Annotated in this window: 11 protein-coding genes; 8 read left to right on the plus strand and 3 right to left on the minus strand. The window is 44.4% G+C overall.

Translation table 11 applies throughout. From position 1 onward, the window contains the following. Positions 1-8: 8 nt before the first annotated feature. Positions 9-1,091 carry a phosphotransferase enzyme family protein gene (locus DXB63_RS01410; protein ID WP_122124576.1) on the minus strand — a complete coding sequence of 361 codons (1,083 nt, stop codon included), beginning with the start codon at positions 1,089-1,091 and terminating at the stop codon, positions 9-11. Between the two features lie 220 nt (positions 1,092-1,311). On the opposite strand from DXB63_RS01410, the gene DXB63_RS01415 reads away from it, so the two are divergent. The 5 genes from DXB63_RS01415 (at position 1,312) to fucP (ending at position 7,771) form a co-directional block, all read left to right on the plus strand. Beyond that, positions 1,312-2,289: a GntR family transcriptional regulator gene (locus DXB63_RS01415; RefSeq protein WP_122124577.1), complete on the plus strand. Its 978-nt coding sequence runs from the start codon at positions 1,312-1,314 to the stop codon at positions 2,287-2,289. A gap of 93 nt (positions 2,290-2,382) precedes the next feature. Further along, on the plus strand, positions 2,383-4,152 hold the full coding sequence (fucI, locus tag DXB63_RS01420; protein WP_122124578.1) for an L-fucose isomerase: 1,770 nt from the start codon (positions 2,383-2,385) through the stop codon (positions 4,150-4,152). Between the two features lie 181 nt (positions 4,153-4,333). Beyond that, positions 4,334-4,972: a class II aldolase/adducin family protein gene (locus tag DXB63_RS01425; protein WP_122124579.1), complete on the plus strand. Its 639-nt coding sequence runs from the start codon at positions 4,334-4,336 to the stop codon at positions 4,970-4,972. Positions 4,973-5,008: 36 nt separating this feature from the next. Then, positions 5,009-6,433, plus strand: coding sequence for a rhamnulokinase family protein (locus DXB63_RS01430; RefSeq protein WP_122124580.1), 1,425 nt, complete (start codon positions 5,009-5,011; stop codon positions 6,431-6,433). A 12-nt stretch (positions 6,434-6,445) separates the two neighbouring features. Further along, complete coding sequence (gene fucP, locus DXB63_RS01435; RefSeq protein WP_122124581.1) at positions 6,446-7,771, plus strand: L-fucose:H+ symporter permease; 1,326 nt, start codon at positions 6,446-6,448, stop codon at positions 7,769-7,771. Positions 7,772-8,104: 333 nt separating this feature from the next. Here the strand turns inward: fucP and DXB63_RS01440 are convergent, their stop codons facing one another. Together DXB63_RS01440 and DXB63_RS01445 are read right to left on the minus strand one after the other, a co-directional pair. Then, entirely contained in the window at positions 8,105-8,617 is a 513-nt protein-coding gene (locus DXB63_RS01440) for a DUF4348 domain-containing protein (RefSeq protein WP_122124582.1), read from the minus strand. Positions 8,618-8,857: 240 nt separating this feature from the next. Further along, positions 8,858-10,129 (minus strand): DUF2851 family protein, encoded by a 1,272-nt coding sequence (locus DXB63_RS01445; RefSeq protein ID WP_122124583.1) that lies wholly within the window; start codon positions 10,127-10,129, stop codon positions 8,858-8,860. 69 nt (positions 10,130-10,198) lie between these two features. Between DXB63_RS01445 and DXB63_RS01450 the strand changes: the two genes are divergently transcribed. The 3 genes from DXB63_RS01450 (at position 10,199) to lepB (ending at position 13,718) form a co-directional block, all read left to right on the plus strand. Beyond that, entirely contained in the window at positions 10,199-11,437 is a 1,239-nt protein-coding gene (locus DXB63_RS01450) for a hypothetical protein (RefSeq protein ID WP_122124584.1), read from the plus strand. A gap of 107 nt (positions 11,438-11,544) precedes the next feature. Further along, positions 11,545-12,264 carry a 4-hydroxy-tetrahydrodipicolinate reductase gene (dapB, locus tag DXB63_RS01455; protein WP_122124585.1) on the plus strand — a complete coding sequence of 240 codons (720 nt, stop codon included), beginning with the start codon at positions 11,545-11,547 and terminating at the stop codon, positions 12,262-12,264. A 17-nt stretch (positions 12,265-12,281) separates the two neighbouring features. After that, positions 12,282-13,718, plus strand: a complete 1,437-nt coding sequence (gene lepB, locus DXB63_RS01460) for a signal peptidase I (RefSeq protein WP_122124586.1) — start codon at positions 12,282-12,284, stop codon at positions 13,716-13,718.

Consider the following 13,718-nt stretch of genomic DNA (forward strand, 5'->3'; position numbering starts at 1 on the left):
TATCAGTATTATAAGCAATCCTTAATATATTCTTCCATTTCCGTTACATGAGCTTCAACACTTTGTAATAATTTAAATTGCGCTTTTGTTCTCACTAAATTATGTTCGGGATATTCAATTTTATAATAAGTATCTCCATTCAAGTAATCGGTAAGAAAGCGTACACATTGCATGTATGGAAATAGCATAGCAGCATAGGGTAAATTCTCTATTTCAATTTGGGTAAGAAATGATTTGGCCGATTCTAAATAGCCTTTTGTGAAAGCTTTGAATATATCCATGTTGAAATTAACTTTACCTAGATCTTTATCGTCTTCATTTCCTGTATTAGCTGCAGTACGAAGAAAATCTCCATAATCTGAAAAGATGAAACTGGGCATTACAGTATCCAAATCAATTACACAAAGTACCTTACCGTCCTCATCAAACATCATATTATTTACTTTCGTATCACAATGACACACGCGCTTAGGTAATTTCCCTTCTCGATAAAAACGTTCTGCCTTACACATTTCATCTGTTCGTTTTTCTATTTCATTTATATAGAACTGTACCTCCGACAAACGTCCTGTCATATTTACTTCAGTAGCTTCATGCAGTTGATGAAGGCGAAATTCCATGTTATGAAAATTAGGAATTGTTTCACCTAACTGAACAGGTATATCTGCTAACATTGATTGAAAACCTCCAAAAGCTACGCCGGCATAATAAGAATACTCCGGATTAACGGTTTCATAGGTTTTCGCATGAGGAATAAAGATCATAATACGCCAATAATTGCTTGAATCAAAGTAATAATGCTTACCGTTTTTTGCCGGAATAAATTTTAAGACTTTACGATCGATATCCTCTTCTTTCCTTTCTTCCAATTTATTCCTTATATGTGAAGTTACAGTTTCTATATTTTCCTGCAACATATCCACATTCTGAAAAATGGTATGATTTATACGTTGTAACACATAATCGGGCTTATCTTTTTCAATTGTTGTTACCTGGTAAGAATCATTAATAAGTCCGGTTCCTAAAGGTTTTATATCAGAAAGAGTTCCGTCGATGGAGAAATGGCTCACAATATTCTGCAAATCATTCATAGTATTTTCTTTTATATTTAATGCTACAAAGATATAAATATATTCGAATAACCTACTTGTTACCAACGAAAACAAACTATTATGATTTATCCATCATTTCTTTATAAAAATATGTTCTCAAACATATCATGTAATTATCTATATTCCAAATATATTCCTTTCCTTTGCATCAGAACAGTTCAGCATAGTAAATTAACTTATAGCAAGCGACAAAAGGAGTATGAAAATTACGTTTGGACAACAAACTACTAAAGTCAAGCAATTAGCCGATACTCTGGGACAGGCAATCTCAATGAACGTCTATAAGACAGGAGATTCTTTACCATCCATCAACCAGTTGAGCGCTAAATATGCTGTTTCACGGGACACTGTATTTAAGGCTTTTCTTGATCTTCGTGAACGTGGACTTATCGATTCTACTCCGGGAAAAGGGTATTATGTAACAAATAAGCTTACCAATGTTTTATTATTGCTGGATGAATATACTCCTTTCAAAGATGCGCTTTATAATAGTTTCATTAAAAGGCTTTCTATTAATTATAAGGTAGATTTATTATTTCATCAGTATAGTGAGCGTCTTTTTAATACGATTATTCGTGAATCCGTAGGAAGATATAATAAGTATATAGTAATGAACTTCCATAATGAAAAGCTTAGCAAAAGTCTTTCACGTATCGATCCATCCAAATTATTACTGCTGGATTTTGGCAAGTTCGATAAAGAGGGTTATTCATATTTGTGCCAGGATTTTGACCAATCATTCTACAATGCACTGACGCAACTGAAAGAACAGTTATTCAAATATAGACGAATAATAATGGTATTCCGAAAAGAATCCAACCATCCTCAAAGTACTAAAGATTATTTCAATAAGTTTTGCAAGGACAATCACTTTCTTTGTGAGATCAGAGAGGACATGAATACTCCTATTGAAAATGGAGATGTATTTATCGTTATCAAGCAGCAAGACGTGGTAGCTGTTATTAAACAGGGTCGTGCACAAGAGTTGAAGTGTGGTAAAGATTTTGGCTTACTGGCATATAATGATATACCTTCTTATGAAGTAATTGATGAAGGTATCACAGCATTAAGTATCAATTGGGAATTGATGGGGAGGCGTGCTGCCGAATTTGTATTATCGGGAAAGACGGTACAAGAATATCTATCGACTGAAATTCGTTTAAGAAATTCATTATAGTATTTTTTATATCCATATATCAGCACAGTTCAGCATGGAGTTCATCAGTCACAAAACAATATTATAGATATAGTATTTTAAAACAAACGTATTATGAAGAAGTATCCTAAAATCGGAATCCGCCCTACCATTGATGGTCGTCAAGGCGGTGTTCGTGAAAGTCTTGAAGACAAAACAATGGCATTGGCAAAGGCAGTTGCCCAATTAATCAGTTCTAATCTAAAGAATGGTGACGGTTCACCAGTTGAATGTGTGATTGCCGACGGAACAATCGGACGCGTAGCGGAAAGTGCTGCTTGTGCCGAAAAGTTTGAGCGTGAAGGTGTAGGTTCTACAATAACTGTAACTTCCTGCTGGTGCTATGGTGCTGAAACAATGGATATGAATCCGTATTATCCGAAAGCTGTTTGGGGATTTAATGGTACAGAACGTCCGGGAGCTGTTTATTTGGCTGCCGTATTGGCTGGCCATGCACAGAAAGGTTTACCTGCTTTTGGCATCTACGGGCATGATGTTCAGGACTTGAATGACAATACCATTCCTGCAGATGTTGCGGAAAAGATTCTTCGTTTTGCACGTGCAGCTCAAGCAGTTGCTACCATGCGCGGTAAATCTTATCTGTCTATGGGCAGTGTGTCTATGGGTATTGCCGGTTCTATCGTCAACCCTGACTTCTTCCAGGAATATCTGGGCATGCGTAATGAGTCTGTCGATCTGACCGAAATCATCCGTCGTATGACAGAAGGTATCTACGACAAAGAAGAATATGCGAAAGCCATGGCGTGGACGGAGAAATATTGTAAGAAGAACGAAGGTAAAGACTTCAACCTGCCTGAAAAGACTAAGACCCGTGCACAGAAAGATGAAGACTGGGAGTTTATTGTAAAGATGACCATCATCATGCGCGACTTGATGCAAGGCAATCCGAAACTGCGTGAAATGGGATTCAAGGAAGAAGCTTTGGGGCATAACGCTATTGCAGCCGGATTCCAAGGTCAACGCCAATGGACGGACTTCTATCCGAACGGTGATTATTCCGAAGCATTGCTGAATACCTCTTTCGACTGGAACGGTATCCGTGAGGCTTACGTAGTAGCTACGGAGAATGATGCCTGCAACGGTGTGGCAATGTTGTTCGGGCACCTGTTAACCAACCGTGCACAGATCTTCTCGGATGTACGTACTTATTGGAGTCCGGAAGCTGTGGAGCGCGTTACCGGAAAGAAACTTACCGGCATGGCTGCTAACGGTATTATCCACCTTATCAACTCCGGTGCTACGACATTGGACGGAACGGGTTGCCAGACTCAAAATGGCGAACCGGTGATGAAGCCTTATTGGGAAATAAGTGAGAAAGAAGTGGAAGATTGCCTCGAAGCTACCACTTGGTATCCTGCCAACCGTGATTATTTCCGTGGAGGGGGTTTTTCATCTAACTTCCTTAGCAAAGGGGGTATGCCTGTCACTATGATGCGCCTTAACTTGATTAAGGGCTTAGGCCCGGTGCTCCAGATAGCAGAAGGATGGACGGTTGAGATTGACCCTGAAATACATAAACTGTTGGATGAACGTACCGACCGTACTTGGCCTACCACTTGGTTTGTGCCCCGCCTCAACGATAAACCGGCATTCAAAGATGTATATTCGGTAATGAACAACTGGGGAGCCAACCATGGAGCAATCAGTTACGGGCATATCGGTCAGGACTTGATCACAATGGCTTCTATCCTGCGCATCCCGGTTTGCATGCACAACGTAGAGGACGACAAGATATTCCGCCCTGCCGCTTGGAATGCATTCGGCATGGACAAGGAAGGTGCCGATTACCGTGCCTGCGCCACTTACGGTCCCATATACAAGTAGGGATGTAGTTAATATTCTAGTTAGAATAATTTTTTGTGCTAGTTAGAATGAAAGATTATTTTAATTAGAATAAATGTTTGTTCTAACTAGAACATAGACTGTGGAAGGAGACGGATAATACACTCCGACCCTAGTAGATCACCTAACATATAAACAACCTAATAACAAAACTCAATCAGTAATGATCACTAACGAACAAATAGAACTATTCATCGCACAAGCACACCGCTATGGCGATGCCAAATTAATGTTATGCAGCAGTGGTAACCTCTCTTGGCGTATCGGAGAAGAAGCCTTAGTATCCGGTACCGGTTCGTGGGTTCCTAATCTCCAAAGGGAGAAAGTATCCATCTGCAATATTGCTACCGGACAGCCACAGAACGGCGTGAAACCATCTATGGAAAGTACCTTCCATTTGGGTATTCTTCGTAGCCGTCCCGATGTGAATGTGGTATTGCACTTCCAATCGGAATATGCCACGGCAATCGCTTGCATGAAAAACAAGCCTGCCAATTTCAACGTGACTGCCGAAATACCTTGCCACGTAGGCAGCGAGATACCCGTTATCCCTTACTATCGTCCCGGTTCTCCGGAATTAGCCAAGGCTGTGGTTGAGGCTATGCAAGAACATAACTCCGTGTTGCTTACCAATCATGGACAAGTCGTTTGCGGTAAGGATTTCGATCAAGTATATGAACGTGCCACTTTCTTTGAAATGGCTTGCCGTATCATCGTGGAAAGCGGAGGAGATTATTCTGTGCTTACTCCTGCCGAGATAGAAGATTTAGAAGTATATGTATTAGGCAAGAAGACGAAATAAGTCTTATATTTGCCTGCAACTATTAGTAACAACCACATGGGAAACACATATTTAGCAGCCGACTTCGGTGGAGGAAGCGGTCGCGTTATGGCGGGAACATTGGAAAGCGGCAGACTGCACCTGGAAGAGGTGCACCGCTTTACCAACCGTCAAGTACGGCTCGGCAATCATGTTTACTGGGACTTCCTCTCGCTCTTTGCAGATATGAAGGACGGTCTGCGCAAGGCTGCCGCCAATAAAGCATACAACATAAAAAGCATAGGAATTGATACCTGGGGAGTGGATTTCGGTCTGATTGATAAGGACGGCAATTTGCTCGGTAATCCTGTCTGCTACCGTGATACACGCACTGACGGTATGCCTGAGAAACTGTTTCGTCAAATCGATCGTAGCAAACACTATGTATCTACCGGTATTCAGGTGATGTCAATCAATACCCTGTTCCAGCTTTACAGTATGAAACTGGCTGACGATGTACGTTTATGTACGGCAAACCGTTTACTCTTTATGCCGGACTTGTTCAGCTTCTACCTTACCGGAGTATTTAATAATGAGTATAGTATTGCCTCTACTTCAGAATTGCTTGATGCCCGCCGCCGTGATTGGGATTGGGAGCTTATCCGTCAGATTGGATTGCCCGAACACTTGTTCGGCAAGCTAGTGATGCCCGGTACGGTACGCGGTAAGTTATTACCCGAAGTGGCACAGGAAACGGGACTTGACGATGAAGTGGAGGTTATCGCCGTAGGCTCGCATGACACGGCAAGCGCAGTGGCTGCCGTACCCTCTTCCGAATCTGCCAAGGCTTTCCTCAGTTCGGGTACATGGTCTTTGTTTGGCATTGAGACCGACGAGCCTATTCTCACCGAAGAAGCCCGTTTAGCCGGATTCACCAATGAAGGCGGAGTGGGCGGAAAGATACGTTTTCTGCAAAACATCACCGGGTTGTGGATACTGCAACGTCTCATGGCAGAGTGGGAAACACGTGGCGAAGGGGTGGCTTTCGACGTAATCCTGCCTCAAGCGGCACAATCCGGCATAGATTCGGTAATTGACGTAGACAGTGCGGACTTTCTCAATCCGGTATGTATGGAAGAAGCTATTGCCCTTTATTGCCATACTCACGGCATGAGTGTACCGCATACGAAAGCTGATTATGTACGCGTCACTTTACAATCACTCGCTGCCCGTTACAAGAAAGCAGTAGAATTAATGAACAGTTGCCTGAACACTCCGGTAAAGCAGTTGCATATCATCGGTGGAGGCTCACGAAACGCTCTGCTCAACCAATTGACTGCCGACGCACTCGGCATTCCCGTCTATGCAGGACCCGTAGAAGCAACCGCTATCGGTAATATCCTGATGCAGGCACTTGCCAAAGGAGATATCCGTGACATGCAGGAGCTGAAGCAGATAGCCATCCGCAGTGCGGAACCCATCATCTATTATCCCAAACATTAATAAGAACAACCAATGAAAGACACTAGTAAATCTATACTTCACAAAAACGGTGTGAGCTACGTGCTGCCCTTTATCCTCATCACTTCTTGTTTCGCCCTGTGGGGTTTTGCTAACGATATTACCAACCCGATGGTGAAAGCATTCTCCAAGATATTCCGTATGAGCGTGACAGACGGTGCATTGGTACAGGTGGCATTCTATGGCGGTTACTTCGCTATGGCGTTTCCCGCAGCGATGTTCATTCGCAAGTATTCCTATAAAGCGGGTATCTTGCTCGGGCTGGGACTCTATGCCCTCGGTGCATTCCTGTTTCTGCCCGCCAAGATGACAGGAGAATACTATCCTTTCCTGTTTGCCTATTTTATTCTGACATGTGGGTTGTCGTTCCTTGAGACGAGTTCCAACCCGTATATCCTCTCGATGGGTACGGAAGAGACAGCAACCCGGCGGCTCAACCTCGCCCAGTCATTCAACCCGATGGGTTCGTTGTTGGGCATGTATGTGGCAATGAACTTTATTCAGGCACGCCTTAGCCCGCTGGATACGGCACAACGTGCCACACTTGATGCGCAACAGTTTGAAGCGGTAAAGGAGAGTGACCTTACGGTACTTATTACCCCCTATATCATTATCGGTATCGTTATCTTTGCGATGTTCCTGTTGATACGATTCACCAAGATGCCGAAGAACTGCGACCAAAGTCATAAAATAGACTTCATACCGACATTGAAACGTATTTTCTGCCGTCATCACTACCGGGAGGGTGTTATTGCACAGTTCTTCTATGTAGGCGCACAGATTATGTGCTGGACATTCATCATTCAGTACGGTACGCGTTATTTCATGTCGACAGGTATGGAAGAAAAGGCAGCCGAAGTGCTTTCGCAGCAATACAATATCGTAGCGATGATTATCTTTTGTATCAGCCGTTTCGTATGTACCTTCCTGTTGAAGTACCTCAATCCGGGCAAACTACTGATGATTCTTGCCATCGCCGCAGGGTTGTTTACCGTCGGCACAATCTGTTTTACTAATATTTTAGGTATGTATTGCCTTGTAGGTATCTCCGCCTGTATGTCGCTTATGTTCCCCACTATATACGGTATTGCACTGGAAGGTTTGGGTGATGATGCCAAGTTCGGAGCAGCGGGGCTTATCATGGCAATATTAGGAGGGTCTATTCTGCCGCCGCTTCAGGCAAGCATTATCGACCTGAAAGAGATTGCCGGTATGCCGGCAGTGAACCTGTCGTTCATCCTGCCACTCATCTGTTTCGTAGTAGTAACTATCTATGGACGACGTTCTTATTTACGGGCAAGACGGAATAAAACAGTTTAGGAGGGAATTGTTATAGTGAAAAATACGGTCGATTGTTCACAAACGATGGGAGTTTGTTGACAATCGACCGTATTTTTATTATCTATTGATGGGTTTGTAAATCGCTCAAGGGAGCGTTGGCTAACGCTCCAGTAGATGTAAGCTATCGCTCCCTTAGGCGTTGGGTGACGCCCCCTTGAGCGTTAGCCAACGCTCCCTTGGGCGTTTTTCGGTATGTATATTGACAGGCTTCGTTGCTAATTAACTTGACTTCCGGTTAAATAGCTTTCATGACGCCCTGTTGCATCTTATTAAAAGCATGGGGGACAGGTTGCGCTGCCGTGCACGAGGCTTTTAAGGGTGCTTCTTGATGAACTGTTCGTTCTTCTGCTGCACTTCGTAAACCGTAGCATCAAAATCATCTACCGGGATGCCGCCGTAGATGCCGTTGAAGCAATCGGTGACGTACCACTTACCGTCTATCAGGTCGAATATGACGCTCAGATCGAGTTCGGATTCTTCCAGTCCGGCTTCAAACTCCACATGGTCTTTGTCCCTGACAGTGAAGTGACGAAAGTAAACGCCATCCTGCGTCTCTTGCCGAAACTCTTTCAGCTCCTTATCTCCCAATAAAGGCCATTCTTCTTGTGTAAAGGGAACTTCCTGTTCATCCCCGTTTGCCGTAATCAGGAAGATAGGCGTGGCAACAGGAAACTTCACACGGGAATACTGGAATTCGGCACTGGAAGTAAACTTCTTCAGGAAAGCATCGAAACTTGCATCAGGCTCATCCTGAGCCATTACTGCCGATAGGTTTACTGCTTGCATAAGCAGAAACAGGGAGAGAGCAAACAGACTCTTTTTCATACGGGTAAGAGTTTAATAATATGGCTTGTAAACTGGGTGCAAATATAGATATTCCGATGAAATAACAAATAAGCGGACGGAGGTATTTTATAAATAATATAGGATACCCGCACCCTTATGCACGTGCACTACCGCCCGCGCCTGTGCGGGCACCACCGCCCGGCTATGTGCGGGCGCATCCGCACGCACAGGCGCGGGCATCACCGCACGGTTATACGGGTGCGTTACCGCACGCGAATGCTAAGCATGACCTTTCTTCAGATATTCATATCCTATCCGGCAATGGAGGCATTTTTTGAGGTCGCAATATTCCTTCTTCAATTGTATCAAGGCTTGCGAATCGGCAGCACTGTCTATCTTCAAGCCTGCTTCACTCCACATACGTATGATATAATTGTTTTCCGCTTTCAATTCCTCAAGGAAATCGGTAGCCCGTTCACACAACCGTTCGTCACCTTTGAAACGTCCGTAGGCGTACAGGAATGTTACGACTGTATTGATGATGATCAGGTTGAGCGAGGAATCACTCAGGGACTTAGCCCGGCAGGGTGAAATGTGGTAAAAGTGATAGTGCGTCTCCCAATACTCCGATACACGGGAACGGAGGATGGCTTTTACCTGTTTCACGCTCTCTGCCTCCATTACTCGTGACAGTAACCCCCGTTCCTGATAATAAAGGAACGCAAGTTGGGCAATCCGTACATGCGGGAAGTTACCCGGGCGAAGACGCAGGAAACGCCATCGGGAGGCATCTGTCACCCGGAGGTCGAATACGTGTTGCAGATAAGTAAACTCCTTTTGCAGCCGATGATAATACGCATCGTCTATCTCCTCTTCCAGCAATCCCGCCTGTCCGAAGAAGAAGGCTTCTATCTGGAACAAGTTATCCCGATATTTGTCTACGGCACGGAGTGACAGCATCTCCGCCCACATCTCGAATGCGTCTCCGTTCAGACCGAAACCGAAGTTGCGGGCAAGCGTCACAAAGAAAGCATCCTCCCAATTACCATCGCACCTTTCTAAGCGTTTCTCCACCTGTTCCGCCTTTTGCCGGAAGCGTTCAGTCTGGAGTGCAGACATCCACGAATGGATGGTCAGCTTTGGCAGGCTCTTGATTATATCCCGGCAAACCGGATACCTGTCTGCCCGTTGAAGCTCATTAAAGTTATTGCAAACGGAATCCGGACAGCTAAGCTGCATTTGCGGTATCGGTTCGCCATCCGCACGGCAAACGTTCGCATCCACTTCCTCGGCAATATGCAGAATGACCGAGTCGTATGCTTTATCACGATCGTGTCCGTGCTTGTACCAGTCTGATGCATGGGTATGTATTTCCACATTGCCCACCCATAGCGTGCCGTTTATCTTTATCTTGGCGTTAAAGAAATCAGGACCGGCATCGGTATTCGCCAGCCCTGTATCTATAATCTCAACCGGAAGTCCGGTCGTTGTCTTTAACTCTTTCAAGGGAAATATCTTGTGCTTCCACACATAATGCAGTAACTGCTCCATCTTTTTGTGTCAAAGGTAAGTAGTTATTCCCATTTTTAACTACATTTGCACAAATATATCTTATTATATATGAAAATGTCATTTCTACACAAATTACTGATAGGCATGTGCGTGTTCACTTTCATACCTGCTACACAGACATACGCCCAGATGGATTCTCTCCTGTTTCATGAAGACTATGCCATAGACCGCAGCGGTAAAGGAGAACTTACCTTTAGTCTCGACAACGTTAACTTCATCCGTGACAACGAATATGATGGAAGACTGACGAAAGGCTATACCCTTCCGGGGCTTTGGATACAGCCGACTTTCGGTTACCAACCCCTCCGTAATCTGAGAGTGGAGGCAGGCGTATACCTGCTTCGTTATTGGGGAGCCAACAAATACCCGAACCTGAACTACAGCGATATTGCCGAATGGAAAGGCGGACAGACACAGACGGGTTTCCATTGCCTGCCTGTATTCCGTGTACAACTGGCTTTATCCAATACATTCGATATCATTTTGGGAACACTCTACGGTAAAAACAATCATAACCTGATAGACCCCCTATATAATAAAGAAATGGGACTGACAGGAGATCCCGAAGCGGGCATACAATTACTTTGGAAGACTCGTCCGATGGATTTCGATATGTGGGTAAACTGGGAGAGCTTCATCTTCCAGGACGACGATCATCAGGAATCGTTTACCTTCGGATTATCCACGCGTTTCAAGGCAAACAATCCTGCTGCCCGTACCCATGTCTACTTCCCCGTACAAATGCTTTTTCAACATCGTGGCGGAGAGATCAACCCGGATGCCGAATCCCGTAGCGTAAAGACATGGTTGAATGCAGCTGCCGGGGTAGGACTGGATATTCATTTGCGTAACCGTGTATTCACAAAGCTCAATCTGGAAACCACTGCCGCCTATTTCGGTCAGCAGAAAGGTGAAATGCTCCCCTTTGACAAAGGATACGGCGTTTATGCGAAAGCAACGGCTGATATATGGCGTTTTCAAGTACACGCCGGTTACTGGCAGTGCAAAGACTTCATTACCGTATTCGGCAACCCGCTTTTCGGAACAGTTTCCACTTTCGAAAAGGGACTCACCTACAACAAGCCTAAGCTGGTGACCGCAAGTGTAGAGTATTCACAATCATTAGCCAAAGGCTTTTCATGGGGTATTCATGCCGACGTCTTGAATAATCTTGCTGTCGATGCTCACTCTGCCACAAACGGATGGTACCGGGAAGGCAATGCGATGAGTTTTGCCGCAGGACTGTATCTCCGTGTTAATCCGAGCTTCTTGATTAAACGTTTCTAAGAAGACGATAGGGGAGCGTATTCCATAAAAAATATAAAACAAACGGACAGGTTACTACATTTTTAGTACCTTTGTTCGTTGATATTGAACACAATAAATAACCTGTTATGAAAATTGCATTGATTGGGTATGGCAAGATGGGAAAAGAAATTGAGCAAATAGCTACTACCCGTGGACATGAAATCGTTAGCATTATAGACTTGAATAATCAGGAGGATTTTAATTCCGACGCATTTCGTTCGGCAGATGTTGCTATCGAGTTCACCTCTCCCGCATCTGCTTATAATAACTATATGAAAGCATTCGCTGCCGGTGTAAAGGTAGTTTCCGGAAGTACCGGATGGATGGGCGAGCATGGTGATGAAATCCGCGAACTCTGCACGAAAGGTGGGAAAACCCTCTTTTGGGCTTCTAACTTCAGTCTTGGCGTAGCCATATTCTCGGCTGTAAACAAGTATTTGGCACACATCATGAACCAATTTCCTGCTTACGATGTATCCATGACCGAGACGCACCATGTGCATAAACTCGATGCTCCAAGCGGTACGGCTATCACCCTTGCCGAAGGTATCCTCGACAATATAGACCGCAAAGACCGTTGGGTGAAAGAGGAAGCACATACAGCAGACGAACTCCCCATTCATTCCATTCGTGAAGGTGAAGTTTTCGGTATTCATTCTATTCGTTATGATTCTGTGGCAGATAGTATCACGATTACGCATGATGCCAAGAACCGGAAAGGCTTTGCGCTCGGCGCTGTACTTGCAGCAGAATATACCCATGACCATGAAGGTATGTTGGGTATGAACGATTTATTCAAATTCTAACTAAATACCATTTACCTATGAGACAAGCGACACGCAAACAATGGATTAGTTTCGGCATTGTTACCATCCTTTATCTTCTCTTCCTGCTTTGGGTGAAGAGTTGGTGGGGACTGATCGTAGTACCCTTTATTTTCGATGCTTATATATCCAAAAAGATACCTTGGTACTTCTGGAAAGAGTCAAAGAACAAGACTGTACGCAGTATTATGAGCTGGGTGGATGCCATTGTCTTTGCTTTGGTAGCCGTCTATTTTGTGAATATCTATTTCTTCCAGAACTATCAGATACCTTCTTCTTCTTTGGAGAAGTCCCTATTGGTGGGCGATTTCCTGTTTGTCAGCAAGATGAGTTACGGACCTCGCGTGCCGAATACCCCGCTATCTATGCCGTTGGCACAACATACATTGCCTATTCTGAATACCAAATCTTACATCGAATGGCCACAATGGGAGTATAAACGTGTAAAAGGATTCGGAGACGTAAAGCTGAATGATATTGTAGTATTCAACTTTCCGGCAGGTGACACGGTTGCCACTGCACCGGATTATCAAGCTGTGGATTTCTACTCGTTGAGCTATGGCATCGGACAGCAAATGTATCCGAACCGGGTAAACATGGACAGTCTTAGCCGTAAACAGCAGGAGGTGGTTTATGACCTTTACTATAATGCCGGACGCAAACAGATACTTGACAACCCGCAAATCTACGGCAAAGTGATGACACGTCCTGTAGACCGTCGGGAAAATTACGTCAAGCGTTGTGTAGGACTTCCCGGAGATACGCTTCAGATCAAAGACTGTGTAGTGTATTTGAATGGCGTAGCACAAAAGCAACCGGAGAACGTACAGTTCAACTATATCATTGAAACAACAGGACGTCCTATTCCGCAGGATTTATTCCGCGAATTGGGTATCAGTGATGATGACACCCGCCAGCATAATCAGGAAGGAACCATGTACCTGATGCCTTTGACAAAAGCTGCACATGACGCGTTACTGGGACGTAAAGACCTGATAGCAAATATCGAAATGCAACCGGAGTATGGTGAAAGCGGACTTTATCCGCAAAACCTGTACACGAAGTGGGACCGCAACAACTATGGCCCGATATGGATTCCGAAAAAGGGTGAGTCTATCACGCTGACAGAAGATAACCTGCCTATCTATGACCGTCCTATCCGTGTGTATGAGGGGAACGATTTAGTTGTAAAGGATGATGGCATTTACATCAATGGGGAGAAAACCAATACCTATACGTTCAAAATGGATTATTACTGGATGATGGGCGACAACCGTCACAACTCGGCTGACTCCCGTTACTGGGGATTCGTACCGGAAGACCACGTAGTAGGAAAGCCTATCGTCGTATGGTTATCACTTGACAAGGATAGAGGATGGTTGGATGGAAAAATCCGTTGGAACCGTATCTTCAAGATGGTAGACAACATTAAATAG

This window comes from Bacteroides sp. OM05-12, assembly GCF_003438995.1.
Taxonomy (GTDB): domain Bacteria; phylum Bacteroidota; class Bacteroidia; order Bacteroidales; family Bacteroidaceae; genus Bacteroides.

What these genes read in the sequence shown, in the direction of transcription:
- DXB63_RS01410 (WP_122124576.1), bottom strand. Translation starts at nt 1,091, where the DNA reads ATGAATGATTTGCAGAATATTGTGAGCCATTTCTCCATCGACGGAACT.
- DXB63_RS01415 (WP_122124577.1), top strand. Translation starts at nt 1,312, where the DNA reads ATGAAAATTACGTTTGGACAACAAACTACTAAAGTCAAGCAATTAGCC.
- fucI (WP_122124578.1), top strand. Translation starts at nt 2,383, where the DNA reads ATGAAGAAGTATCCTAAAATCGGAATCCGCCCTACCATTGATGGTCGT.
- DXB63_RS01425 (WP_122124579.1), top strand. Translation starts at nt 4,334, where the DNA reads ATGATCACTAACGAACAAATAGAACTATTCATCGCACAAGCACACCGC.
- DXB63_RS01430 (WP_122124580.1), top strand. Translation starts at nt 5,009, where the DNA reads ATGGGAAACACATATTTAGCAGCCGACTTCGGTGGAGGAAGCGGTCGC.
- fucP (WP_122124581.1), top strand. Translation starts at nt 6,446, where the DNA reads ATGAAAGACACTAGTAAATCTATACTTCACAAAAACGGTGTGAGCTAC.
- DXB63_RS01440 (WP_122124582.1), bottom strand. Translation starts at nt 8,617, where the DNA reads ATGAAAAAGAGTCTGTTTGCTCTCTCCCTGTTTCTGCTTATGCAAGCA.
- DXB63_RS01445 (WP_122124583.1), bottom strand. Translation starts at nt 10,129, where the DNA reads ATGGAGCAGTTACTGCATTATGTGTGGAAGCACAAGATATTTCCCTTG.
- DXB63_RS01450 (WP_122124584.1), top strand. Translation starts at nt 10,199, where the DNA reads ATGAAAATGTCATTTCTACACAAATTACTGATAGGCATGTGCGTGTTC.
- dapB (WP_122124585.1), top strand. Translation starts at nt 11,545, where the DNA reads ATGAAAATTGCATTGATTGGGTATGGCAAGATGGGAAAAGAAATTGAG.
- lepB (WP_122124586.1), top strand. Translation starts at nt 12,282, where the DNA reads ATGAGACAAGCGACACGCAAACAATGGATTAGTTTCGGCATTGTTACC.